At 58.0% G+C, this 26,971-nt stretch carries 17 protein-coding genes and 1 CRISPR repeat array; of the genes, 15 read left to right on the top strand and 2 right to left on the bottom strand.

All coding sequences use genetic code 11. The annotated features are described in order from the left end of the window. Nucleotides 1–47: 47 nt before the first annotated feature. From NW849_RS00305 to NW849_RS00265, 9 genes are all read left to right on the top strand, one after another. Entirely contained in the window at nt 48–605 is a 558-nt protein-coding gene (locus NW849_RS00305; RefSeq protein ID WP_414355397.1) for a hypothetical protein, read from the top strand. Nucleotides 606–607: 2 nt separating this feature from the next. Next, complete coding sequence (locus tag NW849_RS00300) at nt 608–1,045, top strand: SRPBCC family protein (protein WP_011431811.1); 438 nt, start codon at nt 608–610, stop codon at nt 1,043–1,045. A 37-nt stretch (nt 1,046–1,082) separates the two neighbouring features. Continuing rightward, entirely contained in the window at nt 1,083–1,664 is a 582-nt protein-coding gene (locus NW849_RS00295; RefSeq protein ID WP_414332206.1) for a peroxiredoxin family protein, read from the top strand. Between the two features lie 45 nt (nt 1,665–1,709). Further along, nucleotides 1,710–3,365, top strand: coding sequence for an ABC1 kinase family protein (locus NW849_RS00290; RefSeq protein ID WP_414355395.1), 1,656 nt, complete (start codon nt 1,710–1,712; stop codon nt 3,363–3,365). A 278-nt stretch (nt 3,366–3,643) separates the two neighbouring features. Then, nucleotides 3,644–7,673: direct repeats of the CRISPR family, unit length 36 nt; unit sequence GTTCCCCCTTCGGGGGGATCCCTAGAAATTGGAAAT. Nucleotides 7,674–7,743: 70 nt separating this feature from the next. Further along, nucleotides 7,744–8,883 carry a cyclopropane fatty acyl phospholipid synthase gene (gene cfa, locus NW849_RS00285; RefSeq protein ID WP_414355394.1) on the top strand — a complete coding sequence of 380 codons (1,140 nt, stop codon included), beginning with the start codon at nt 7,744–7,746 and terminating at the stop codon, nt 8,881–8,883. 97 nt (nt 8,884–8,980) lie between these two features. Beyond that, nucleotides 8,981–9,424, top strand: coding sequence for a SufE family protein (locus NW849_RS00280; protein WP_414329195.1), 444 nt, complete (start codon nt 8,981–8,983; stop codon nt 9,422–9,424). Nucleotides 9,425–9,437: 13 nt separating this feature from the next. Continuing rightward, nucleotides 9,438–10,559 carry a metal ABC transporter solute-binding protein, Zn/Mn family gene (locus NW849_RS00275; protein ID WP_414355392.1) on the top strand — a complete coding sequence of 374 codons (1,122 nt, stop codon included), beginning with the start codon at nt 9,438–9,440 and terminating at the stop codon, nt 10,557–10,559. Continuing rightward, nucleotides 10,556–11,344, top strand: coding sequence for a metal ABC transporter ATP-binding protein (locus NW849_RS00270; protein WP_414355391.1), 789 nt, complete (start codon nt 10,556–10,558; stop codon nt 11,342–11,344). Before NW849_RS00275 ends, NW849_RS00270 begins: the two co-directional genes overlap by 4 nt. Before the next feature lie 10 nt (nt 11,345–11,354). Then, nucleotides 11,355–12,191 (top strand): metal ABC transporter permease, encoded by an 837-nt coding sequence (locus NW849_RS00265; protein WP_414355447.1) that lies wholly within the window; start codon nt 11,355–11,357, stop codon nt 12,189–12,191. Here the strand turns inward: NW849_RS00265 and NW849_RS00260 are convergent. Then, nucleotides 12,188–12,955, bottom strand: a complete 768-nt coding sequence (locus tag NW849_RS00260; protein ID WP_414355389.1) for a hypothetical protein — start codon at nt 12,953–12,955, stop codon at nt 12,188–12,190. The two genes, NW849_RS00265 and NW849_RS00260, sit on opposite strands and share 4 nt — an antisense overlap. 171 nt (nt 12,956–13,126) lie before the next feature. Here NW849_RS00260 and NW849_RS00255 point away from each other — a divergent pair, with 171 nt between their 5' ends. The 4 genes from NW849_RS00255 (at nt 13,127) to NW849_RS00240 (ending at nt 18,950) form a co-directional block, all read left to right on the top strand. After that, entirely contained in the window at nt 13,127–14,926 is a 1,800-nt protein-coding gene (locus NW849_RS00255) for an ABC transporter ATP-binding protein (protein ID WP_414355445.1), read from the top strand. A 203-nt stretch (nt 14,927–15,129) separates the two neighbouring features. Next, nucleotides 15,130–15,882 (top strand): response regulator transcription factor, encoded by a 753-nt coding sequence (locus tag NW849_RS00250; RefSeq protein ID WP_414342492.1) that lies wholly within the window; start codon nt 15,130–15,132, stop codon nt 15,880–15,882. 84 nt (nt 15,883–15,966) lie between these two features. Continuing rightward, nucleotides 15,967–18,099, top strand: a complete 2,133-nt coding sequence (locus tag NW849_RS00245) for a TIGR00300 family protein (protein ID WP_414355387.1) — start codon at nt 15,967–15,969, stop codon at nt 18,097–18,099. A 68-nt stretch (nt 18,100–18,167) separates the two neighbouring features. Next, nucleotides 18,168–18,950, top strand: coding sequence for an S-adenosyl-l-methionine hydroxide adenosyltransferase family protein (locus NW849_RS00240; RefSeq protein WP_414355385.1), 783 nt, complete (start codon nt 18,168–18,170; stop codon nt 18,948–18,950). 38 nt (nt 18,951–18,988) lie between these two features. On the opposite strand, the gene NW849_RS00235 is transcribed toward NW849_RS00240, so the two are convergent. Then, nucleotides 18,989–19,441, bottom strand: a complete 453-nt coding sequence (locus NW849_RS00235; protein ID WP_011431920.1) for an Hsp20/alpha crystallin family protein — start codon at nt 19,439–19,441, stop codon at nt 18,989–18,991. A gap of 287 nt (nt 19,442–19,728) precedes the next feature. Between NW849_RS00235 and NW849_RS00230 the strand changes: the two genes are divergently transcribed. Continuing rightward, nucleotides 19,729–22,632: a molybdopterin-dependent oxidoreductase gene (locus NW849_RS00230; protein ID WP_414355383.1), complete on the top strand. Its 2,904-nt coding sequence runs from the start codon at nt 19,729–19,731 to the stop codon at nt 22,630–22,632. A gap of 202 nt (nt 22,633–22,834) precedes the next feature. Further along, on the top strand, nt 22,835–26,947 hold the full coding sequence (locus tag NW849_RS00225) for a hypothetical protein (RefSeq protein WP_414355381.1): 4,113 nt from the start codon (nt 22,835–22,837) through the stop codon (nt 26,945–26,947). Nucleotides 26,948–26,971: the final 24 nt, after the last annotated feature.

The raw sequence follows: 26,971 nt of genomic DNA, 5'->3' as shown, positions 1-26,971 counted from the left end.
GAAAAAATCCCCGTCTTGAGCGGTTCACGTCAGTGGGGCCAAGTTCTTTGCCTATTCTTACTCGGCTAACCCTGGGGCTGTTGGCGGGATCCCTCGTGGCCTGCCGCAAGATGCCTGATCCGGTTGCTCCAGAGCTGGATCCCGTGCGGCGTCACATCGGCAAAGATGGCACGCATTTTGAGGCTTCCCTAGGAGATGCCCGCGCTCTTCCCCCCCAGTTTCCCCCTCACTTGCAGTTGCCCAACGCTTCCATCATCTCTTCGGGACAGATTCGGGATCGAGAGGGGGGCCTTGCTTCCCTGATCTTGCAGACCTCTCAGCCTCTGGAGGCGATTGCCGCCTACTATCGCCGCACCCTGTGGGGCCGGGGCTGGGACATCCTCTCGGACATCGAGCAGGCCAATGGGATCCGCACCTTGGTGTTCGAGTCTCCCCCCCACCCCAAAAAGCCTCTCCAACAGGCGGTGGTGCAAGTGGGATCCCCCCGTCGCGGGCCGGATCAGGTGGAATATCGCGATATCTTGATTTTGCTGAGCACCGTATCCCCCTCTGCCACGGCAGAAGACCTCTCTGCGGCCAAGCTCGCTCCCCCAACTTCCCCCTGAGGATGCCCATCTATACCCAGTCAATTCCGATTGCGGCCAGCGTGGCCCAGGTGGATCGCTGCCTCACCGACCTGGAGTTGATGAAGCGCTGGCTCAACCCGCTGTTGGGCTGTGAGGCGGTGGGATCCCCTCTGGCGGAATTGGGCAGCCGCTACCGCTTTTTCCTTCGCTTGCCGTTTGTATCCCCCAGCTTGGATTGCGTGATTACAGAGCGGGCAGAAGGCTTGGTGCAGTGGCAGTTTAAGGGATTTTTTGAAGGAACCGACCGCTGGGAGTGCCATCCCCAGCCGGGGGGTACCCTTCTAGTCAATTGCTTCAACTTCCGCATCCCCAGTCCCTGGGTGGCGGCAGGGTTTTACCTGTTGGCAGCAGGGCCGACCCAGCAGGATATGCGGGCCCAGCTCCGACGGCTGAAGGCGGTGGCCGAGGCTTTGGGTTAGGCTGGTGGCAAGTAGTAAAGAAACGTAAAAAACTGCAATGACCAGCAACAGCGGACTGTTTAACCGTCGCTTTGCCGACAACTTCATCCCCCAACCAGCCAACACTTCTCTGGAAATCGGCCAGATTGCCCCCGATTTTGAGCTGCCGCGCGTGCAAGGGGATCCCGTGCGGCTATCGGACTACCGCGGCCAAAAGCCGGTGGTTCTGGCTTTTACTCGTATCTTCACCGAAAAGCTTTTTTGCCCTTTTTGCTACCCCCACATCCAAGAGCTGAAAGCCCGCTACAGGGAGATCCAAGCTTTGGGGGCGGAGCTGCTGATGGTCACCAGCACCGATCCGGTTCAAAGCCAGCAGATTCAAGCAGACCTGCAGCTGCCTTACCCGCTGCTGGTGGATCCCGAGTGCAAAACCTTCCGCCTCTATGGGGTTGGCCAAGCTTTGGGAGCACCCCTGCCGGCCCAGTTCGTTGTGGATCGGGAGGGCAAACTGCGCTTCAAGCATGTTTTCTCCTTTGCCCAGCCCAATGCCGATACCGATGAGGTGCTGCGGGTGTTGCGGGAGGGGCTGCAAACCGGCTGGGATGGAACCCGTAGGGTGGCCCCTATCCCCTTTTTCTAGGGATCGGGCTTCTCTGCCATTGGACTTCCAGGGAGAGAGACTGCGATGTTTGCCCGTCTGGCCCAGAGTGGGGCGCGTCAGGCCGAGATCCTGGAGGTGGTTTTGCGCCACGGTTGGGACTACATGCGCCGCTTGCTCTCTTTTGGCAAGGCTGGGGAACCCCAACTGCCCCCCCCAATGGTGCTGCGCAACATTTTGGTGGATCTGGGGCCGGTCTATGTCAAGCTAGGCCAGCTGCTGAGCACCCGTCCGGACCTGTTGCCGCGAGAGTACATCGAGGCCCTCAGCACTCTGCAGGCCGACGTACCTCCTGTTCCCTGGAATGCGGTGGAGATCCTGCTGCGGCAGCAGTTGCGGCAGCCGTTGGAGCAGGTGTTCAGCAGCCTGGACACAGAGTCGGTTGCGGCGGGATCCATTGCCCAGGTCCATCGGGCTTGTCTGGTCAGCGGCGAGTGGGTGGCCCTCAAGATCCAGCGGCCCGGGCTGGAGGCGGTGGTGGAGCGGGATACGCGGCTAATCCGGGGCATTGCCGAGCTGGTGGCGCAAACGGAGTTCGGCAGGTTGGCAGATGTGGTGGCCTTGGCGGATGAGTTCTGCCGGGCCATTCAAGCAGAGCTGGACTTTACCCAAGAGGCCCGCCACACCGAGCAGCTCCGCCAACAGTTGCAAAGGGGGCGTTGGTTTGATCCGGCCCAACTGGTGGTGCCGCGCATCCATTGGCCTCTCACTACGCCAAAGGTGTTGACGCTGGAGTGGATCGAGGGCCGGCCCTTGTTGGAGGCGGATCGCAGCGACGCGGACCCGGAAAACATCGCCCGCCTCTTGACCCGCGCTTTTTTCCAGCAGATCTGCATTGATGGCTATTTCCACGCCGATCCCCACCCCGGCAACCTCTTTTACTTGGGATCCGGTCGCGTGGCCCTGCTGGATTGCGGCATGATTGGGCGGCTGGATCCGCGTACGCAGCAGATTCTGCTGGAGCTGATGCTGGCCATTGTCAGCCTCGATGCCCAGCGCTGTGCCGAATTGACCCTGGAGTTGGCCCTGCCGGAAAGATCCGCGGCCCGCTTGCGGGATCAGACTGTCAGCTTGGCCCAGCTCCAAAGCGACTACGAGCGCCTTCTGCGGCAGTACTACACCCTGAGCATTGCGGAACTCAACTTCAGCCAGCTCTTTTCTGAGATCCTGCAGGCGGCCCGGCGCAACCAGATCCGCATTCCCGGCAATTTGGGCCTCTGTGCCAAGGCGCTGGCCAATTTGGAAGGGATCGCCCGCCAGCTCACCCCCGACTACAACCTGCCGGAGCAGCTTCGCCCCCTGATGGCGGATGTGTTTCGGGCGCAATTGCTGGGGGAGGCCCCTCTGCCTTCGCTGCTGCGCACGGCTTTGGATTTGAAAAATCTCTCTCTGCAATCGCCGCGCCAGATGGAGCTGCTGCTCAGCCGCATCACCTCGGAAACCCAGCGCTGGAACTTGACCATCCAAGAGCTGGACGGGATCCGCAGCAGCCTGGATCAGTCGGCCAACCGCCTTTCCTACAGCATTGTGGTCGGCTCTCTGATCGTCGGAGCTGCCATCATCTCGGCTCAGACGCAGCGCTTCCAGGTCTTTTGGCTGAGCGAACTCCTGTTCGGGGCGGCCAGCCTGTTGGGGCTGTGGCTCGTCATCAGCATCCTGCGCTCCGGTCGCCTGCGCGGCTAGATTGGCTGAGGTTGGCTCATCAGTGGACTCAGGGCCCTACTGCCCTTGTCTGGATCTCGATGTTTCCAAAAGAACACCAAAACGGTATCAACGCCTCCGCGAGCGATCCGCCAAAAGCCGCAAAGGCCGATTCTTTCGTTCGATCCCTCGACGCCTTGCGCCACAAGGCTTTCCGGCCCCAAAACCCCCTCGCCAAAACTCTTTTTGCCGACTTTTTTCCGGATCCCTCGCAAATGGGCCTTGCATTCCTTGCCCTGCTTGGGTTTAATAGGGGTGGAGTTCCCCCTTCGGGGGGATCCCTAGAAATTGGAAATCCCAGATTGGGTGGGCAATGGGGGTAAGCTGGAGCCCAAGTTCCCCCTTCGGGGGGATCCCTAGAAATTGGAAATTGAACTTGTTGAGTAGATTTGCACGTTTTAGTACATCCGCGTTCCCCCTTCGGGGGGATCCCTAGAAATTGGAAATTGTCCGTATCTGACGTAGTTCCATAACATATAAAGGAGTTCCCCCTTCGGGGGGATCCCTAGAAATTGGAAATCCTAAGAGCGGGGTGCTGACTCCACAAGCGTTGTGTTGTTCCCCCTTCGGGGGGATCCCTAGAAATTGGAAATCACTCCTTTATTTTTTAGGGGTGGGGCCGGTCGCTCGGGAAGGGTTCCCCCTTCGGGGGGATCCCTAGAAATTGGAAATGCGAAACGATAAGGATAGAAGAAGATTTACAGGGTTGTTCCCCCTTCGGGGGGATCCCTAGAAATTGGAAATTTCTTGGCCTTTACGGCAGCGTTCTTGCGAACCTTTTTGTTCCCCCTTCGGGGGGATCCCTAGAAATTGGAAATTTGAATCTAGCCGAGTTCAAAGTTAACGGGTTCTCCCTCAGGTTCCCCCTTCGGGGGGATCCCTAGAAATTGGAAATCACAAATGGCACTCCTTATATTTTTAGAGCAGGTTAGTTGTGGTTCCCCCTTCGGGGGGATCCCTAGAAATTGGAAATTCCGGCAAGAAATCTTCTTCTTGTAACAAAACCGTTTTGTTCCCCCTTCGGGGGGATCCCTAGAAATTGGAAATTGTGTAAGGCAATCCCGTACGGGAAAGATTGTTCCGAGTTCCCCCTTCGGGGGGATCCCTAGAAATTGGAAATAAGTCATTAAAGGTCAGGCGTGCACCTTTCGGTGTTAGTTCCCCCTTCGGGGGGATCCCTAGAAATTGGAAATCAGGTATCCAAGTCTGATGCCGTTTATTTTGGCGTATAGGGTTCCCCCTTCGGGGGGATCCCTAGAAATTGGAAATCAGTAGGAACACTGATTGGTATTGGTGTAGCTGCAAGAGTTGTTCCCCCTTCGGGGGGATCCCTAGAAATTGGAAATTGGTGGCGTATTACACCAATGATGGATGGGTCATTGGTGGTTCCCCCTTCGGGGGGATCCCTAGAAATTGGAAATAACAAAGAAGTGTGTTCCGTTGATGAGGTTTGCGTGATCGTGTTCCCCCTTCGGGGGGATCCCTAGAAATTGGAAATCCCTCAAACCGAGAGGAAAAGCACGCGAACGTAACTGTTCCCCCTTCGGGGGGATCCCTAGAAATTGGAAATCTTTGGCAGTAAAGCAGGAATTGGCTGTTCTTGAGCCGGAGTTCCCCCTTCGGGGGGATCCCTAGAAATTGGAAATGGGGAGGTTAGATTAACGTAACGTGCAGCCCATTGTAGCGTTCCCCCTTCGGGGGGATCCCTAGAAATTGGAAAAGATAGCTGCCCTCTGTTCATCCGTGGCCTTGCCGCGGCTGGTTCCCCCTTCGGGGGGATCCCTAGAAATTGGAAAATTCCATCCTGTTTCCAGGACCAACCAGTGGCCACGATAGCGGGTTCCCCCTTCGGGGGGATCCCTAGAAATTGGAAAAGGGATTCCTACAAACCCGACCGTAATGTGTACCAAATAGATGTTCCCCCTTCGGGGGGATCCCTAGAAATTGGAAAATCGCGGTAACTACCGCGAGTTGCGGTACGTGGTTTGTGTTCCCCCTTCGGGGGGATCCCTAGAAATTGGAAAATCAGCTCTTCCACAGCCGCTGAGTAGTCTAACTCCGGCGGAGTTCCCCCTTCGGGGGGATCCCTAGAAATTGGAAAATTTTGGTGCAAAATGCGAGTTTAGTCTTCGTCGTCCTCAAGTTCCCCCTTCGGGGGGATCCCTAGAAATTGGAAAATGGTGATCAGCAATTGCGGCTGTTCTTTCTGTAGCCAAGCGTTCCCCCTTCGGGGGGATCCCTAGAAATTGGAAAACCTCCACCTGCTTGCGCAGGGCTTCAGCTTGCGCTTTGGCTGCCTGTTCCCCCTTCGGGGGGATCCCTAGAAATTGGAAAACGCTTTAAATAAAGGCGCTTATTGCCGTAGAGGTATTTAAGTTCCCCCTTCGGGGGGATCCCTAGAAATTGGAAAACATACGCTTCCAGCATTGCTGCTGGTAATTCCAGTAATATTGTTCCCCCTTCGGGGGGATCCCTAGAAATTGGAAAATAAATCGAGCTAAAGGTGCTCTAATTGCTTTCGGAAGAGTTCCCCCTTCGGGGGGATCCCTAGAAATTGGAAAATAGCACAGGGTTATGTACCCCTGTGGGTGTATGTAGAGGTTCCCCCTTCGGGGGGATCCCTAGAAATTGGAAAACCTTCACTACAGTGGAGTTACAGTCAAAGGCTCGACCAAGTTCCCCCTTCGGGGGGATCCCTAGAAATTGGAAAACGACGAAGTTGTTAAGTACGCGTTGCAAATGGTGACTCGTTCGTTCCCCCTTCGGGGGGATCCCTAGAAATTGGAAAACTTTAGATGTTGAATCACGAGTGCGCAGGAGAACACTAGCATGTTCCCCCTTCGGGGGGATCCCTAGAAATTGGAAAACCGGGCATGCGTTCCCGAACTATCTGCTCTGTGTCAGGTTCCCCCTTCGGGGGGATCCCTAGAAATTGGAAAATCTGGAGTGCTTGCTCCTTATGCCACATAACATCTTTGTTCCCCCTTCGGGGGGATCCCTAGAAATTGGAAAATGTATAAGTATTGATTTCTATATACACTTTCATTAATTTGTTCCCCCTTCGGGGGGATCCCTAGAAATTGGAAAACCTTCAGGGAAGTCTAAAAGTCCATGATCTAACTCCCAGTGACGTTCCCCCTTCGGGGGGATCCCTAGAAATTGGAAAACTGACTTATTAGAGCTACTACCTGTTCAGTGGACTGTTCCCCCTTCGGGGGGATCCCTAGAAATTGGAAACATTTACCCACACTGCACGCTTGAATCTGACCTCAAAGGGTTCCCCCTTCGGGGGGATCCCTAGAAATTGGAAACTGAGAGTATTAGTGGTAGAGCTATTAAAGTAACAGCTACAGTTCCCCCTTCGGGGGGATCCCTAGAAATTGGAAACTTTCTAACAACAATGTGCGTGAATGGTTAAAGCCCATTAGTTCCCCCTTCGGGGGGATCCCTAGAAATTGGAAACACTGTTCTTGGCTCCACCATAGAATAGTCCGCATATAACCGTTCCCCCTTCGGGGGGATCCCTAGAAATTGGAAACGATTACTTAAGTGCGGGGGAGGGCTTGAGTAATCCTTTCGAGCGTTCCCCCTTCGGGGGGATCCCTAGAAATTGGAAACCTGCTGTATTAGCAGCCTTTGGTAATAGACTAGATCAACGTTCCCCCTTCGGGGGGATCCCTAGAAATTGGAAACGTTCTTTAGCTCCCATGAAGGGAGAGGTGGTTACAAGTTCCCCCTTCGGGGGGATCCCTAGAAATTGGAAACTCAACTGATAGTTGGGTGCTGTTCAATTAGAACCTAGTTGTTCCCCCTTCGGGGGGATCCCTAGAAATTGGAAACCCTTGTGGAGGGGGTGGTGTTGGGTTGGTGGGGGTGGCAAGTTCCCCCTTCGGGGGGATCCCTAGAAATTGGAAACTATTTGAGAGTGAGGAAGATACCCTAGACCCACAATTGTTCCCCCTTCGGGGGGATCCCTAGAAATTGGAAACGCAATATCCCGGATATACTCACACCGCTCTGCCCGTGTTCCCCCTTCGGGGGGATCCCTAGAAATTGGAAACAACGGCTTGTACTCACATACGTGGGTAAGCCTGACCCACGTTCCCCCTTCGGGGGGATCCCTAGAAATTGGAAACAGCGTTAATCTCATTTTGAGTCTTAAGTTGATATGCCGTACGTGTTCCCCCTTCGGGGGGATCCCTAGAAATTGGAAACCTCTTCTGTATACCTCTACCAAATGAATATCTTTGTGATGTTCCCCCTTCGGGGGGATCCCTAGAAATTGGAAACTTGTTGGATCCCTTGCCGCGTTGGGTTGTATTTGTTGAGTCAGTTTCCCTGTGGTGAGGGATTCCTGAGGATGGGGAAAGGACTCAACAGCTTGCGCTGGCTGGCGCGTCAGCATGCGCTTCGGGTTTTGGATGTTGCCGGTATAACCCTCAATGGCTCGCAACCTTGGGATATTCAAGTTCACGACGAGCGGCTATATCTGCGCTGCCTGCTCTATGGATCCCTGGGCTTTGGCGAGGCCTACATGGAGGGCTGGTGGGATTGCGAGGCCATTGATGAGTTAGTTTGTCGTCTCCTAACTGCCCAGGCACCGCAGCAGGTGGGTTGGCTAATTCAGCCCCTACTTGGGCTGGACAGTCGCCTCATCAACCGCCAGCGGGGCAAGGGGGCATTTGTCATTGGCCGGCGCCACTATGACATTGGCAACGATCTCTATGAGGCCATGCTGGATCGCCGCATGATCTATAGCTGTGCCTATTGGGATGGGGGTGCGCAAACTCTGGATGAAGCCCAAGAAGCTAAGCTTGACCTCATTGCCCGCAAGCTGGAACTCCAACCCGGCATGCGGGTGCTCGACATCGGCTGTGGCTGGGGCGGCACAGCCCAGTACCTGGCCGAACGCTACGGGGTGCAGGTTGTGGGGATTACTGTTTCCAAAGAGCAAGCCAAACTGGCCAGCGAACGCTGCCGCGGCCTGCCGGTTGAGATTCGGTTAGAGGACTACCGCCAGACCCAGGGAAAGTTTGATCGCATCCTTTCTGTCGGCATGTTTGAACATGTTGGCTACCGAAACTACCGAACGTTTATGCAGGTAGCCCGACGCTTGTTAACCGACGATGGTTTGTTTCTCCTGCACACCATCGGCAGCAACGTGGCCTACCAGGGGCGGGATCCCTGGATTGAGCGCTACATTTTCCCCAACTCGATGCTGCCCTCGCCTCATCTGATTACTGCAGCCTTTGAGGGCTTATTTGTGCTGGAAGACTGGCACAATTTTGGGATCAATTACGTGGCCACCTTAAAAGCCTGGCACGCCAATTTCGAGCAGGCATGGCCAAAATTAGCCGACCGCTACGATGAGCGCTTTCGCCGCATGTGGCGGCTCTATCTCCTGATGAGTGCCGGTAGCTTCAAGGCCCGGGCCAGCCAACTTTGGCAACTGGTCCTCTCACCACGGGGAGTAAGTGGCGGCTATCGCTCGCTTCGGTAACGACAGTCCCAAAAGTTTGCAGGTGCCCCTGCGCCCTCGCTGAGTGGGGGTGTTATGATGAGTTTGATTATCATTCTCACTCTAGACAAGCTGAGGGATGCCCGCAGCTCTGCAGCAAATTGTCAATCGCTTCCAGAAGGCCAAGACCTCGCGGCAGAAGTATGAGCTTCTCCTAGCCTATGCCAAGCGCCTGCCACCCTTTCCCGAAGCGGAGAGGAAGGAGGAGAACCTAGTCAGAGGTTGCGCTTCGCGGGTGTGGCTGGCCACCGAGTTTAGGGAGGGCAAGGTCTACATCCAAGGGGATGCCGATGCTCAGTTGGTCAAGGGTTTGGTGGCCATTGTGGTGGAGGGGCTAAGTGGCCTAGCGCCGGAAGAGATTTTGGGGGTTTCCCCAGAGTTTGTGCGGGAGATGGGCCTCAATTTCAGCCTTAGCCCTTCCAGGAGCAACGGTCTGGTGAGCATGTTTTCGATGCTGCGGCAGAGGGCCTTGGCTTTTGGGAAGTCAGTTGCTTCCAGCTCTGCTGTCTCTGTTGTCTTGTGAGGTATTCAGGCTCATGACTGATCAAGCTAACTCTATCCGTTCGGCTCGACCGGTGCGATCGCTGGTCTCGCTGCTGGCCGCCCTCTCGGTCGGGATCCTGGGAAGCCTGCAGATGCGCCAAGAAGAGTCCCGGGCCCAGCAGGGATCCAGCCCCCCAAAGGTGGTGACCACGATTTTGCCGATAACGCAATTTACCCGTGCTGTGGCCGGGGATCGGGCAGAAGTCACGCCACTCCTTCCCCCTCAGATGGGGCCGCACGATTTTCAGGCTCGACCTGAGGAGGTTCGTTTGCTGGCTCAGGCGGATGTGTTGGTAATCAATGGGCTGGGAATGGAAACTTTCCTGGAGGGGTTGATCGCCAATGCCGCAAATCCCCAATTGCTGACCATCGACAGCAGCGAAGGGATCCCAACTTTGCGGGCTGAGGAGCCAGAGCATGGGCACTCCCACGGTCACGGCCATGGACACTCTCATGGACACAGTCACGGCCATTCTCACGGGCATGGCCATGGCCACTCTCATGGGCACAGCCACGGCGAGTTTAACCCCCACATTTGGCTGGATCCCAGGCGGGCTATTCAGCAGGTGGAAAACATCCGCGACGGCTTAATCGCTGCGGATCCGGCAGGGGCGGAGATCTACCGGGCCAATGCGGCTGCTTTTATCGAGAAGCTCAAGGCTTTGGATGAGGAGATTGCCGCTCGGCTAGCTCCCTTTGCCGGAAGAAGCTTTGTGGTCTTCCACGACTTTGCCCCCTATTTTGCCGAGCGCTACAACCTCAAAGCCGAGTTCTTGGTGGAGATCCCAGAGGCCAATCCTTCTCCAGAAGATGTGCGACGGGTGATGGAGACGGTGCGGGAGTCGGGCCTGAAGACCATCTTGGTGGAACCTCAGGTGGGAGACAACAACCCCTTCCAGATCTTGGCCAGGGATTTGGGGGTGGAAGTGCGGGTTTTCGATCCCATCGAGACTGCCGGCCCTGAGGGGATCGAGCCGGAATATTACCTGACCATCATGCGGCAGAACGTGGATAATCTGATCTCGGCCTTTGAGAAGGAGACGGCCTTTGTGCCGCTGGAGCTGCCCTGGCTTGGGCAAGGTTCGCTGGAACAACTACTGGCGAGGGGGCGGTGACCGGCGAGGTTGTCCTTCGCGTGGAGGGGCTGACGGTCTATCGGGGATCCCGCTTGGCAGTACAGAATGTGTCATTTGAGCTGAGGGCGGGATCCCATACGGCGGTTGTTGGCCCCAATGGAGCCGGCAAAAGTACCTTGGTACAGGCGATTTTGGGGATCCTGCCGCGGCAGTGCGGCTCGGTTTGGATTCTGGGAGAGCCGGTGCGCCTGTCCGGCTATTTGCCCCCGTCAGTGCGGCAGCAGGTGGCTTACGTGCCCCAGCGTTTTCAGTTCAATCCTGGGCTTCCCATGGTGGTGGAGGAGTTTGTGGCTTTGGGTTGGGGGGCGTTGCAACCCCGCTGGCCCTGGCAGCAGCGCTCTGCTCGGCGGCAGGCGGTGAAAGAGGCGTTGGAACGGGTCGGCGCATCCCACCTGTCCTCTAAGGCTTTGGGCCAGCTCAGCGGCGGGGAGCTGAAACGGGTGCTGTTGGCCTATTGCTTGGCTTGGCCGCGGCGGTTGCTTATCCTCGACGAGGCACCGGCAGGCTTAGATACGCTCAGCGAGGGGGAGTTTTACCGGCTCTTGGAAGAGCTGCGCCAATCTCTGGGCTGGGCCATTTTGCAGATCTCCCATGATCTGGAAATGGTGTCTTGCTATTGCGACCGCGTGCTGTGCCTCAACCAATCCCTCATCTGCCAGGGATCTCCCCAGGTGGCTTTGGCACCAGAAGTGCTGAGCCGGGTTTATGGGCCTGTTCGCGACAGCGGTGCGGAGCACCATTTTGTCCGCTACCACCGTCGCTGAGGGGAAGGCGATGTTGGAGGGCTGGGTGCGGGTAGTGGAGCTGTTGCAGTTGCCCTTTATGCAGCGGGCCATGCTGGGTGGGATCCTCACCGGCATGACGGGTGGGCTGCTGGGCAGTTTTGTTATTCTGCGGCAACTGTCGTTTTTTAGCGATGCCCTGGGGCATTCGGCTCTGCTGGGGATTGTTTTGGGAGTGCTGCTGGGGCTGAATCCCACCGTGGTGTTGATGGTGTTTGGGGTGGGGTTTGCTTTGGGCGTCACCTTTGTCTTGGAGCGCACTCAACTGTCGGCGGATGCGGTGCTGAACATCATCTACTCTTCCTCTTTGGCGCTGGCCGTTATCGCCCTCAGCTTGCTGCCCGGCTATCGGGGCAACCTCAACCAGTTGCTGTTCGGGGACATTTTGGGGATCAGCCCAGCGGCCCTGTGGACGAGCGGGATCCTCTTGCTCATCGGCTTGGCCTACGTGGGATTGACTTTGCCCTCCCAGATGTTGCTTACCTTGGATGAGCCGCTGGCGCGGGCACGAGGGGTTCAGGTGGGCTGGCAGCGGCTGGCCTTTGTGGTGTTGCTGGCTTTGGTGGTGGGCCTGGCGATTCGCTCGGTGGGGGTGTTGCTGGTGAGCGCTTTTGTGGTCATCCCGGCCTCGACAGCACGGATGTTGGGATCCCGCTTTACAACCTATGTGCTGCTGGCCATAGGCATTGGGGGACTGAGCGCGGTGTTGGGGATGATCGCCTCGGCGGCCTTCAACCTGCCCTCCGGCCCCAGCATTGTCGCCACCCAGTTGCTGTTCTTCCTACTGGCCATGGGATGGCGGGGAGCGCAAAAGATCCTGAGAACTTAGAACAGCTTGCGTTCGCTTTCGGGAAAGACTTGCCCGATCAAGGTGGGCTGTTCGTAGACGCGCTTGAGGGTGTTGAGATCCCGCTTGGTAATGTTGGGCACCCGCAACACCCGCCGATTGCCGGTAGCCGCCGCATGGTGTCCGCCATACATTAGATCCCGCAGGTTCGGGCTATGGCCCCACAGCCCCAGCCCATGCCCGATCTCGTGTCGGGCCACCGCCGTTATTTCGGCCAACCCCTGTCCTTCTGCAATGACGATGCGCACCCGCTGCTGCAAAGAGCCATCGGAGGCGAAGAAAAACTCCGGGCGGGCCGCCCCAGCCACCCCGCCGCCAATAGGAGGAACGCGGTAAATGCTCATCCCGTAGAAAGCCTCCTCCTCTTTGGCCACCACCTTGAGCGGGATGTAGGCCGACCACTCCTTCACCGCTTGCTCCACGGAGGCCTTCCACTGGGGGTGATCCCCTTGGATGTAGATAGGGACGGGATAGAAGGCCCACTGGGCATAGGCTCCACCTGGCAAAAGCGGCTCGATTTCCTCAAAGTAGTCTCCCACCGCCTTGTCGTAGGCGTAGCGATCCAGGCCGGGGGGAAGTTTGAGCCGCATCGGCTGCGGCAGTTCTCCGGCTAGAGGTTGAGCCTGGGCCTGAAGGGCCTCGATGCTAAAAAAGTGTGGAACTGGAAGGGATCCCCTGCCCCCCACTGCCAAAGTGAGGAGCATCGCCCAGCCGAGGATGCAAAGCTGTAGAAGGCGTCGCCGCATCAAAGCCGCCCTTCCGCACTTGTTTCTCTACAAGGTTAGTGGCTCAGAAAGCAAGTGTCATTCACGTCAGCGGTGCAGAGCACTTTGGGGGCCAAGACGGGGACGGTGGTCTATAATCCTGCCAATCCTCCCATTGCGTTCGCGCCAGCGGTGCGGAGCGCTTTCGTCGCCATGATCGAGGCTGTTCCTGCTGCCGATTCTGCCTTGCTGACCGTACAAGGGCTGCGGGTTTTCTTGCCCAGCCGCACAGTTGGCGTCAGCAGGAGGGAGCCTTCGGGATCCCCGGTGGTGGATGGGCTGTCTTTCCAGATCGGGATCGGCCAGACCTTGGGCCTGGTGGGGGAGTCGGGATCCGGCAAAACCATGACCGCCCTGACGCTGATTGATCTGCTGCCCAGCTCGGCTCGGGTGGAGGGCAAAATCCTCTTCAAGGGCCCTGACGGAACGGTGGACTGGCTGCAGTTGGATCCCCGACAACGGCGGCGCTATCGCGGATCCCAAATTGCCATGATCTTCCAGGAGCCGAGCACCGCCCTCAACCCCCTCTACACTTGTGGCCAGCAGTTGCAGGAAACCCTGAGGGCCAACACCTCTCTAACGCCGGTGGAGATCCGCGCCCAGGCCATTCGCCTGTTCGAGGAGGTGCAGCTTTCTCCCCAGATGCTGGAGCGCTATCCCCATCAGCTCTCCGGCGGCCAAATCCAGCGGGCGGCCATTGCCTGTGCCATCGCCTCCAACCCCAAACTGTTGATTGCCGATGAGCCGACCACCGCTCTGGATGTCACGGTGCAAGCGGAAATCCTGCGCCTGCTCCGGGATCTGCAGCAGCACCGGCAGATGGCCATCCTCTTCATCACCCACGATCTCAACTTGGTGGCCGAATTGGCGGATCAGGTGGTGGTGATGCGCCGGGGCCAAGCCGTCGAACAAGGCTCGGTGGAGCAGATCTTTCGGGATCCCCAGCACCCCTACACCCGCGGTCTGTTGGCCTGTCGCCCGGTGTTGGAGCGGCGGTTGCGGCGGTTGCCCACCGTCCAGGATTTTCTGGAAAAAGGGGGATCCTTGGAGGAGCAGTGGCAGCAAGTGGAGATCCCAGCCGCCGAAGAGGAAGAACGGCTGCGCCGGCTGTACAGTCAGCCCCCCCTGTTGCAGGTGCGGGATCTGCGAACCCACTACGCCGTCCGTCGAGGGCCATTTGGCCGCCAGGTGGGCGAGATCCGGGCCGTGGATGGGATCACCTTTGACCTCTACCCCGGAGAGACCTTGGGGCTGGTGGGAGAGTCCGGCTGCGGCAAAACCACCCTGGGGCGAACCCTGTTGCGCCTGGTCCGTGCCAGCTCTGGCCAGGTGATCTACGACGGCGAGGAGCTGCTCCGCTTGCCGCCCCAACGCTTACGTCGTCTCCGCCGCGAGATTCAGCTCATCTTTCAGGATCCGGCGGCCTCGTTGGATCCGCGCATGAGTGTGGGAGCCAGCGTCATGGAGCCGATGGCCCTGCACGGGATTGGGAGCAACGCTGCCGAGCGGCGAGCACGGGCCCAGCGTCTGTTTGAACGGGTAGGGCTGGATCCGGAAGCGCTGGATCGCCTGCCCCACCAGTTTTCAGGAGGACAACGGCAGCGGATCTGTATTGCCCGCGCCCTGGCCTCGGAGCCGCGCCTGATTGTCTGCGATGAGGCGGTGTCTTCTCTGGATGTCTCTGTGCAGGCCCAGGTGCTGAACTTGCTCAAGGATCTGCAGGAGGAACTGGGGCTGACCTACCTATTCATCTCCCACGACCTGAGCGTGGTCAAGTTCATGAGCGACCGCATGATGGTCATGAACCGAGGCCGCATCGAAGAGATTGGCCCTGCTTCCCAGATCTACCGGCAGCCGCAGCAAGACTATACCCGCCGCCTCATCGCCGCGTTCGCGCCAGCGGTGCCGAACCACTTTCCCCAAGGGAGATCCGTTCGCGATAGCGGGCCGTAGGCCTTAAAAACGCACCCATTTGCCCCAAACGGGTTGAACAGTTTCCCATGCCTCCGGTTCCGGGCTGGACGACCCTGCGGGTTAGCTGCGCGGCAAGATTTGCAATGAGGCTAAAATTAAGTAAACTTCCAGTCGTAAAGCTTCGGCTCTTTGTTAGCACATTTAACAAAACGTTTTATCCGCAGTTTGGGCTGCAACCGGCTATGGCTCGCATACTCATTATTGAGGACGACCCTTCGATTCTGGATATCCTGCGCATCAATCTGGAGTTGGCGGGCTACGAGGTTGTGAAGGCCACCGATGGGGTGCGCGGACAAGCACTGGCTCTGCAAGTTCTCCCCGATCTCATCATCCTCGACCTGATGCTGCCCCAGGTAGATGGCCTGACCGTTTGTCAGCGCTTGCGGCGGGAGGAGCGCACCAGCGAGATCCCGATTTTGATGCTCACCGCCCTCGGCCAAACCCAGGACAAGATCGAGGGCTTTAATGCCGGTGCCGACGACTACCTGACCAAGCCTTTTGAGGTGCAGGAGCTGCTGGTGCGGGTGCGGGCCCTGCTGCGTCGCTCAGACCGGATCCCACAGGCGGCTAAGCATGGGGAGATCCTCACCTATGGCCCTCTCACGCTGGTGCCGGAGCGCTTTGAGGCGTTGTGGTTCGGCAAAACGATCAAGCTCACCCACCTGGAGTTTGACCTGCTCCACTGTCTGATGCAGCGACATGGGCAGACCGTTTCCCCCAGCGAAATCCTGCAGGAGGTGTGGGGCTACGAGCCCGACGACGACATCGAGACCATCCGTGTTCACATCCGCCACCTGCGCACCAAGCTGGAGCCGGATCCCCGCCACCCCCAGTACATCAAAACCGTCTATGGGGCGGGCTACTGTCTGGAATTGCCCAACATTGCCGATCCCAGCCCACTGCAGCCAGAGCTGGCGAAAGATTCCCACAAATAATGATTCTTTCATGATTCTTGAGGATGCTGCTCACGCAACTGCTAATCTAGGGGATGCCCTGCTGCAGATTGCGCTCTGAGATCTATGCCTGGTGCCATTCGGTATTTGATGTGCCCACCCGATCACTACGAGGTGGACTATGTGATCAACCCCTGGATGGTGGGGAATGTCCACCGCTCTTCCCGAGAACGGGCGCTGCAGCAGTGGCAGGCTCTTTATCGGCATCTCTCGCAGCGGGCGGAGGTGAAGCTAATCCAGCCGGTGCCGGGATGGCCGGATATGGTGTTTACGGCAAATGCCGGGCTCATTCTGGGATCCAAGGTGGTGCTGAGCCGTTTTTATCACCCAGAGCGGCAGGGGGAACAGCCCCATTTCAAGGCTTGGTTTGAGGAACAGGGCTACACCGTCTATGAGCTGCCGCCGGCCCTGGCTTTTGAGGGGGCGGGAGATGCTCTGTTGGATCGGGCAGGGCGCTGGCTGTGGGCGGGCTACGGCTTTCGCTCCATGTTGGAGTCTCACCCCTACTTGGCCAAGTGGCTGGGGATCGAGGTGTTGTCTTTGCGGCTGGTGGACGAGCGGTTCTACCACCTAGACACCTGCTTTTGCCCCCTCTCCGAAGGCTATTTGCTCTATTACCCGCCGGCTTTTGATGCCTATTCCAACCGCTTGATCGAGATGCGGGTGCCCCCTGAAAAGCGGATCCCGGTTCAGGAGGCGGATGCCATTCACTTTGCCTGCAATGCCGTGGATGTGAACGGCACGATCTTGGTGAATCGGGTCAGCCCAGAGCTGGAAGCCACCCTACAGGAGCGGGGATTTGCGGTGGTGCAGACGGAGCTGACGGAGTTCCTGAAAGCCGGTGGGGCGGCCAAGTGCCTGACGCTGCGCCTCGACGAGACGGTGGCTCCCCAAACCGATCCGGTGGCCACGGTGCTCAGCCGGACGGTGACCCTCCAGGGACACTTGGTGGACAGCGACCTGCTCACCAGAGCCGTCGATTGCATTGTCGACAATGGCGGCAGCTTCCAGATCCTCAAGTTTCAGCTTGGGGAAAAACGGCAGAGCACTTCCACGGTGGAACTGGCCGTTTCCGCTCCCACCGAAGAGACCCTGGATACCATTCTCAGCGCCTTGATCGAGCAGGGGGCCCGTCTCTCGGAGGAAACCCAGCAAGATGCCCGTCTGGAGCGGGTAGAGAAAGCAGGGGTAGCGCCCGACGATTTTTATGTCACCACCATCTATCCCACGCAGGTGCGGGTGGCCGGCCAGTGGATCCCGGTGCAGCGGCAGCGCATGGATGGGGTGATCGTGGTCAAGGGATCCGATTGCAATGGCGAGACGGAGTTTTCAGCCTACTGCACCCTGATTCGAGATTTGCAGGTGGGGGATGCCGTGGTGTGTGGGGTGGAAGGGATCCGCACCGTGCGCCAGGCCAGCAAAGAGCGCTCTTCCCAGGAGTTTACCTTTATGGGATCGGGGGTCTCCAGCGAGCGGCGGGTGGAGATCCTGGTGGAGCAGATTGCCTGGGAGCTGCGGCAAATCAAGGAGCGGGGCGGCAAAACGGTGGTGGTGGCAGGGCCGGTGGTCATCCACACAGGCGGCGGATCCCACTTGGCCACCCTCATCCGCGAAGGCTATGTGCAGGCGCTGCTGGGGGGCAATGCCATTGCCGTTCACGATTTGGAGCAGAATCTCTACGGCACCTCGCTGGGGGTGGATCTGTCGCGGGGCACCCCGGTCAAGGGCGGCCACAAGCATCACCTCAAAACCATCAACCTCATCCGCAAGTATGGCAGTATCCGAGCTGCGGTGGAAGCGGGCGTGATTACCGGCGGGGTGTTCTACGAGTGTATTCGCGCTCAGGTGCCCTTCTCCCTGGCGGGATCCATCCGCGACGATGGGCCGCTGCCAGATACGGAGATGGATTTGATCAAGGCCCAGCAGGATTACGCACGGCTGCTGCAGGGGGCCGACATGGTGCTGATGCTCTCCAGCATGTTGCACTCCATTGGTGCCGGGAACATGACGCCTGCCGGGGTCAAGCTGATCTGCGTGGACATCAACCCGGCAGTGGTGACCAAGCTGGCCGATCGGGGATCCCTGGAGTCGGTGGGGATTGTGACCGATGTGGGCCTGTTCTTGAGCTTGCTGGTGCAGCAGTTGGCGCGTTTGGGGCAGGTGTATGAGCGCCCGCAACCTGCTCTTGCTGCCCGCTAGCCACCCCATCCATAAGCGCTGTTATCTTTTGGGATCCTTAAACTGGGATCCTCAAGCCTCAAAAGGGTATGCCTTTTATTAGCCTGTTGACGGATTTTGGCCTGCAGGATCCCTATGTGGGCATTATGAAAGGGGTGATTCATACCCTTTCCCCACAGGCTCAACTCATCGACCTCAGCCATGGGATCCCGCCTCAGGATGTGGCGGCGGCTCGCTTTGCCCTGATGACGGCCTACCCCTATCTGCCGTCGGGCACCATTCACCTGGCCGTTGTGGATCCAGGGGTGGGGAGTAGCCGCCGGGCGGTAGCCATCCAAACCGAGACGGGCTTTTTGGTTGGCCCTGACAATGGCCTGTTCAGCGGCGTTTTGGCCCAAACTCCGGCGCTGGCTGCTGTGGAACTCAACCGGCCCCGCTATTGGCGCACCCCCTCTCCCAGCCGCACCTTTCATGGGCGGGATATTTTTGCCCCGGTTGCCGCTCATCTGGCCAACGGGATCCCTTTGGCGGAGCTGGGGGATCCCCTAGACGTAGCAGAACTAACCCGCTGGGAGTGGCCGCCACCCCAGATGGAGACCAACGGCTGTCGCGGCCTGGTCCAGGCCATCGACCACTTCGGCAACGGCATCACCAACCTGCCCGGACAGTGGGTGGAAGGTCGAAGCTGGAGCGCCTGGATCAAAGGGATCCCCGTCCGCTCCGTGGCCACCTTTGCTGAGGGAGAAGTTGGGGAAGTGCTGGCCCTGGTGGGCAGCTCCGGCTGGGTGGAGATCGTGCAAAACCGAGGCAATGCCAGCCGTGCCTTGGGTTTCAAAGTGGGAGATGAGGTGCGCGTGCAGTGGAACGGCTAGATCCCCTCGCCTGAAAAGAGAGGGAGAGACTGGGGATCCTAGGCAGGTTGGCTTTCCACCGTCACGGCTTCCGTCGGAGTAGTGGGGTTTGAGGCGCCCACTTGGACTTTGATCACCCGCGCTGCGTCGGCTTTGGGCAGAGTGAGGGTGAGGATGCCGTCGCGATAGGTGGCCGAGACTTTCTCCGGCTGGATGCGGCGGGCCAGCTTGAGGATGCGTTGAAAAGGTTGGGGCTCCACTTCTTGGTAGCGCAATTCAGCACCTTCAGGGCCGTGAACCTGGATCTCGCCGCTGATGGAGAGCTGTTGAGCCGTGGCCTCGATGTGGAAGCGTTCCCGATTGGCACCGGGCACCCACAACTGGACGGTGTAGGCTTCGCCGCTCTCCCAAACCTGCAGAGGAGTGGGCAGGAAGGAGCGAGAGCGTCCCCGGTTGGGCTCCGCTTGCAGAGCTTGTACCTCGAAAAGCGGGCTGAAGTAAAGAGTTGCCATAGTGTCTCCTAGGGTAAATAGGCTAAGTCATCAATGGAGTTGAGGGAAGCGAAGAGATCTCGGCACAGAAGGCTTGGCCTGCACTTGGGATTTGAATTCACAAAATCCTGCTCTGATCATCCAAGAAAGCCATCCCAGCGAGGGAGGGCAAACCGATCTGCGATAGGCAGGATCCCCTCACCTCATGGGGAAGAGGGATGAAAACAAACAGGGCAATCCAATGGTTCACTCGAAACATTTTGCTCAAAACAGAATGGGGTAGATGTGAGTGAAAAAAGAAGACCGTTATGGATCCCACTCCCATTCCCATCCGATTTCAGGTGAACGGCCAACCCTATGGGCAGGTGGTTCCGCCGGGGATCACTCTGCTGAGCTTGTTGCGGGAGCTGGGCTGGGTGGGGGTACGCCGTGCCTGCGACTCGGGGGATTGCGGGGCTTGCACGGTGCTGTTGGAGGGGGATCCCGTCCACAGTTGCCTGTACCCGGCGGCGCGCTTGCAGGGCCAAGCCATCACCACCATCGAGGGGTTGGCCAGAGGCGGGGAATGGGATCCGATGCAGGCCCGCTTTTTAGAGGGACAGGGGTTCCAGTGTGGCTTTTGCACGCCGGGGATGATCTTGAGTGCTCGTCAGCTCTGTGGGGAAGGGATCCCATCCGCTCGCGTAAGCGGGACGGAGTCCTTGGCCGAGCTGCGGGATCACCTGCGGGGCAACCTTTGCCGCTGTACAGGCTATCAAGCCATCTTGGACAGCATTCAAGGGATCCCGGCCTCGTTCGCGTTAGCGGTGGGGAGCACTTTCCCTGAATCAGAGCTGGAGAGTGTGGGGCGCAATGTTCCCAAGCAAGATGGCCCACAGATCGTCTCCGGCCAGCCTGCCTACACGGGCGATTTTGCTCCTGCTGGGCTACTTCATTTGCGGCTGCTGCGCTCCCCTTATGCCCATGCCCGAATCCGCCGTATCGACACCAGCCAAGCCCAGGCCCTGCCGGGTGTGGTGGCCGTACTGACCTATCGGGATGTGCCGCGTCGGGCTTACAGCACTGCCGGCCATGCGGAGCCGGTGCCGGATCCTCTGGATCGCTTTGTGCTGGATGAGAAGGTGCGCTTTGTGGGGGATGGAGTGGCGGCGGTGGTGGCCGAGTCAGTGGCCATTGCCGAGCGGGCCTGCCAGCTCATCCAAGTGGAGTATGAGGTTTTGCCCCACGTGCTGGATCCCCTGGAGGCCATGCAGCCGGGATCCCCGGTCATCCACGACGAGCCAGAAGCCCGGCAAATTGACGTTCGCAGCGGCGGTGCGGAGCGCTTGGCCAGCCGCAACCTGGCAGGATACGTGTGCCTGCAAAGTGGGGATCCGGCCCAGGGCTTTGCCGAAGCGGATCTGATTCTGGAGAACACCTACCATCTCCCTGCCGTACAGCACGCCCATCTGGAGCCCCACGTCAGCACCAGTTGGCTGGAAGCCGTTGTTAATGGGACGGAGTCCTTTGACCGCCTGGTGGTGCGCTCCAGCACCCAAGTGCCCTTCCATTGCCAGCGAGTTTTGGCGGAGATCACGGGGATCCCTCGCGAGCGCATTCGGGTGATCAAGGGCAAAATCGGGGGTGGCTTCGGCAACAAGCAAGAAATCCTCACGGAACCCCTCTGTGCCCTGGCGACGCTGAAGACGGGCCGACCTGTGCAGTGGGAGCTCACCCGCAGCGAGGAATTCACCGCCACCAACAGCCGTCACGCCATGCAGATTCGCGTCAAAACTGGCGTGAAAGCCGATGGATCCCTGATTGCCCAGGAGATCACCGCCTACGCCAATGCCGGCGCCTATGGCAACCACAGCCAGGCGGTGGTATTTCTGGCGGGCTACATACCCTTGGGGCTGTACCGCTGCCCCCACAAGCGGTTTGAAGGCTTTGCCGTCTACACCAACTCCATGCCAGGGGGAGCCTTCCGCGGCTACGGGGCCACCCAGGGAACCTTCGCTGTGGAATGCCAGATGGACGAAATTGCCCACAGGTTGGGGCTGGATCCTATCCAGTTGCGACTGAAAAACGTCATCCAGCCCGGGGATCCCCTCACGCTGGGGTACCGAGATCAGCAGAATGCTGATTTAGAGGATGCCCACTTCAACCTCATCGGCAGCTACGGCCTCAAGGACTGCTTTGAAAAGATTCAAACGGCCTTCAGCACCCCCCTTCCCCCACCCCAGGGATCCCGCCGCTACGGGCGTGGCATTGCCATCTCCATGCAGGGGAGCGGCCTTTCCAAGATCCACGTGGCAGGCGTCAAACTCAGCCTCTTGCCTTCTGGGCGCATTCTCATGCGCAGTGGGGCAGTGGATGTGGGCACTGGCTCCGATACCACCCTGCGCCAGATCGTTGCCCAAGTGCTGGGGATCCCCATAGACCAGATCGATCTCATCGCTGCCGATACCCAAGAAACCCCCTTCGACGCCGGATCCTACGCCTCAGCCACCTTGTACATTTCCGGCGAGGCCAGTCGACGGGCGGCCCTAGCCCTGCGGGACAAACTCATCCAGGCGGCTGCCCTGAGATTGCAGACGGATCCCGGCCAAGTTTGTTTTGCGCAGGGACGTTTTTCGGCTCCCCAGGGATCCCTGACTTTGCCGGAGCTGGCCCAAAGGGCTTCGGATCCCATCGAGGTGGAGCTGCACCATGCCGCCGACGAATCTTCCCTCTCCTTTGCCGTGGCGGGGGTGGAATTGGCAGTGGATATGGAAACCGGCCAGATTGAGCTGCTGAAAATCGCGCAAGCCATCGATCTGGGCACGGCCATCAACCCGCGCATCTGTTATGGGCAAGTCGCGGGGGGCACTGCCATGGGCATCGGCTACGCCCTCTCCGAAGAACTGATCCGAGATGAACAAGGCCAGATCCTCAACGCTGGCTTCCGCTACTACCGCATCCCCACCGCCAAGGAAGTTCCCCCCATCGAAGTTCACTTGGTGCAACAGGCGGATCCCTATGGACCCTTTGGCGCCAAAGGAGTGGGGGAAATCACCACCAACTGCATCGCTCCCGCCATTGCCAACGCCGTCTTTCAAGCCACCGGCCTTCGCTTGCGTCGGCTGCCCCTCACCCCAGAGCGGGTCTGGCAAGGGATCCAATCTGGCATTGGCGCACCTCAGTCTGTTCGCGCTAGCGGTGGGGAGCACCAACCCTGCTCGGAGTTGAATTGAGCTTACCGTTCGCGTAAGCGGGACGGAGTCCTTGCATTTCACAAAAGCTTGAATCGAGATGTTTTGTGAGTTTGCAAATGGCTACATAGGTAGTTGTGGGCTACGTGGGGATTATGAAAAAAATTAAGACTTTTGGCACAGCGGCAATTTTCGCCAGTAGTCCGGCACTAGGATGGCTTCCAGGTATACCCAGCGAGATCCCATGTATGTATATTGCCCGGAGGAATTTCTGGGAAGCAAAACCCAGTGCAACCTAGAAGCATTGATAGAACGGCTGGAAGAGGGGGGTCGCACCCTTTTGAGCCAGTTGTTTGACGTTCGTTACCCTTACTGGAAGCGTAATCTCCGCAACAACATTCGCTTGGTGGGGGAGCTGCGCTATGTAGGCGAGGTACCCGTTCTGGTTTTGTTTGGCCTCTGGCCGAGAGGCAGTCACGAATACCGGGAGTTCTTAGACCGACGGCGAGATCCGGATTATCAAGAACGGGTGCGGAGCTGGGTGCCCGATGACCGTTTGCAGGCGTGGCTGGCGCAGCGGCACGAACCAGGGGATCCGCCAAACCATCTCCCCCCTCTGCCCGACGAGCTGTATGAATGGACACAGTTCTTGAATGCTCCCAATCCGCAGGAGCGGCTGGTGTTGGAAAGTGGGGAATGGGTTCGGCAAGTACGGGCCCTTTCTCCAGAGCAGCGGCGCCAGGCTTACCAAGCAGTATCCCGCTTGGTATTGGTAGATGACATTGAAGGCAGGCTCTACCGGCAGCTCCCGCCGTTTTATCTGAAGGCAGAGGTCAAATGCTGGCAGGAGGGATCCCTGTATCTGGCCGTCAGCTTGGTACAAGCGTGCGAGCAGCCAGGGAGATTGTTTCCATTTCTCATCGGGGTTTACGACCACGCCCCAGAGCAAAAGGAACGGTTTGAGCTGGGATGCCAAACCTGCCTCTTTGGGATGAAAGCCAAGCAGCCAGACATTCTCCAGCACCCGCAACCTTTGGAGGTGTGGAAGCGGTACGCCCGTCGCGCCTACCCCGACTACATGGTGATGGATGAGACCATTTGGTTGGAAATGCAGGAGATCACAGAGGGAAATTTGGCTTTGTCCATGGAGGAGGAAGAAATCCTGCAGAGTACATCCATGCCCCTACTGATCAACGGAAGGGCCGGGAGTGGCAAATCTCTGATGTTGTACTACCGCTTTGCCGACTATTGCAGCCACTACCTCAAAACTTCAAAACAGAGACCTCTTGAGTACCGCCCTCTCTTTTTGACCTATAGCCCCAGTTTGGTGCAGCAAGCCCGCGACAGGGTAAGTTCAATTTTGCGCATCAGCCACCGCTATCGGGAGAAGGGGTGCAGCTTCTCCACGGAGGAAATTCAGCAATGTCAAACTTTTTTTAGCACTTTTCAGGATTACCTGCTGAACTGCCTTCCTGCCGAGCGGCAAGAACGCTACCAACCGGATCGGTATGTCAATTTTTATCGATTTCAGAGCTGGTATTGTGGTCGCCGCGATGTAGAGCTGGCTTGGCACACCATTCGCACGCTGATCAAAGGCTATGAGGTCAGTGACTATTTGGATCCCGATAGCTACCGAGAATTGCCTGAGGCCGACCGCAGTGTGGATGAAGAAGCCTTCGAGCAGATTTACGAAGAGATTTGGCCAGGCTACCGGGATCGAACCACCCATGAGGGCTACTGGGATGACCAAGATTTGGCCAGAGATGTGCTGCAAAATGGCACTCTTAATCCTATTCATCCAGTCATTTTTTGCGATGAGGTTCAGGACTTTACCCAACTTGAGCTGAATATCATTTTTTGCTTATCTCCTTGGGGAAAATACAAGTTGGATTGGGCTATTGAGCGCCTGCCCTATGCCTTTGCCGGGGATCCCTTGCAAACCATTAACCCAACGGGATTTCGTTGGGCTGCTCTGAAAAAATATCTCTACGAGCATATCCGCGCCTACTTGTTGCCGAGCCATCCCTTTGAGATTGCAGGCCCGCAGGAGCTGAGAAACAACTATCGCAGCAATCCACAAGTTACTCGTTTTAGCAATGTAGTCAACCTGTGGCGGCGAGTTCTCAGCAAGAGTCGAGAAATCTATCCCCAACAGCCCTGGCGTCCCCATGAGCAGGGCATGCCGGTTCAAAGGTTTGTGCTGGATGGTCAGGAAAGAAACTTAATCGAAGATGAGCTTAGAAAAATGCTTAGTGATCTCACAGGAACAGTCTGTATCTTACCCTGTCCTGTGGGAGAGGAGCTGAACTACGTGCGTCAGGATCCCGAACTCCAGAAGATCTTTGCCGAGGAATTGAAGCAGAATCTTAAACCACCGCTCCTGCAAACTGCTACGTCTGTTAAGGGAATGGAGTTCAAAAAAGTTATCCTCTACAAGTTTGGAAACGCCTATCGACAAAACTTTAACCGGCAGCTTAATTATTACGCCCGAGGAGCTGGGGAGGCGATATCCCTGCAACTCCATTATTTTCTCAACCAATTGTATGTCGGCATTACCCGCCCCATCGAGGCCCTGGCCATTGTGGACACCTCTGCCGGTTGGCGGGAGTTCTGGGATCCAAGCTTAGAATCCAACTCTTGGCTCGATCATCCTTCTCTGCAACCGGATCGGTCGGAATGGGAGACCGACCCACCGGTATTGGGTTACCCTGTCAAAGGCATCAATATCCAGTACTGGACCAATACAAGCTTGGAAGATCTGCAGGAGGCAGCTCTTGAGCTTCTCAGGCGCGGCATCGAGGAGGGCAACCTCAAACTTCTGGAGGATGTTCAAACTCTGGCGCGGAAGGCAAAAAAACCACCTCTAGAACAGGAATGTCAGGCCTGGCTCCTCAAGCTCCAGAGGGATTACGTTTCCGCAGGGCAAAAGTTCCTGAGCCTGGAGCAGTCTGCTTTGCCCAACAAAAATCTTAAACGAGAAGCCTGGGAGTGCTTTTGGAGAGGGAAGGCCTGGTTGGAGCTGCAGCGTAACGCCGCCTACTTTGCTGGATGTCCTGGGATCCCAGACTACAGCCCCTTGGTGGACTTGATGGTGGCGACCCAAAGAACCTCTGTCAAGTCTATGGAGCGCTTCCGACAGGTGGTGCGGGTGCGAGATTGGCTGAGCGTTGAAGTCAGCCCCAAAGATAGGGACTTCGTCCCGCTTACGCGAACGGATCCCACCTGGAAAGAGTGTGTACAGCAATTTTTGGCAGAGCTTGAGCAAGTTCTCAACAACTTAGAAACTTTTTGCCCTCAGGCAGAGGCCCGCAGCTGGTTTTTGCAAGAGACCCTTGAGGCTTTGAAGGGACGTCTGGCCTTTCTCGGCCAGCGGCAGCTGTTCGCGAATCAGTACTACAAGATTTGGGGTATCTGTCACTTCTATCGGCAGGAATTTGAGCGGGCGGTAGAGGTTTGGGATCAGGGGGGCCAAACGGAGCATTCCCCCTACTACCGGGCCAAGATCCACCTGGAACCCCTTCCCGGCAAGGTGAGGTGGCTATCCAAAGACCGCCAAGACTCGGTGGTGCTGGACCGATGGCAAGAGGCAGGACGTCCCCTCACAGGCGAGTGGGCAGAGTACATCGGCGACGTCGTCACCAGTCTGGAGCGCTTGAAAGACTGGCCGCTGATGCTGCGAGTTCTGATCCAGTGCCGAGAGTGGGAGAAGCTCTGGAAAACGGTGCAGGCCCATCCTCAGGCGTGGCAGCGGGGACATGACTACGAGCTGGTGGCTGCCATGGCCCGGGATATCCGGACCAACTGGGAAGACTTGAGGCGCAAATCCCCTGGGCTGCGAGATTTTCTGCAGGAAGTGGTTACCAGCACACAGATGGAGCGGGCCTGGTGGCTACAGCCCCTGGAGGTAGGCTTGGCTTGTGAGCGATTGGGCCACTACCGAGACACGCTCAGGTTTTACGAGCGCTTCACCGAAAGCAGAACCGGCAGGCTGACCAGGCAGCAACGCTCTCAAATTCGGCAGCGCTGGCTGGTGACCCACCAAAGGTATCAAGAGGTTCTCCAAGCGGAGGGGCGCCCAACAGATCGTTTGGCGGAGGAGTTTCGACAGGCTCAAGAGCGCTGGGGGGAGCAACTGCCCCAGGCAGAACCTGAGCTGGACGAACGGGATCCCTGGGCGCTTGACTTTGTGGAGCACCCCAGCCCTGTCCAAAGTTGGCTGCTGCAGCGGGCCCAAACCGACACCCAGAGCCGACTCAGAGCGGAAATCGCCCAGGCGCTGGAGCATCTGGACGAACGACACTTGCAGCAGGTGCACAGCTTGATCCAGCGCTTTTCGCGCGCCGACCCATCCACCTAGGCTGGCTCCGAACGCAGGCCGGGA

Origin of the sequence: Synechococcus sp. R55.3, assembly GCF_047461975.1 — a bacterium.
GTDB lineage: Bacteria > Cyanobacteriota > Cyanobacteriia > Thermostichales > Thermostichaceae > Thermostichus.
The sequence above is the reverse complement of the archived record's forward strand: the minus strand, read 5'-3'. Positions and strand labels throughout refer to the sequence as shown.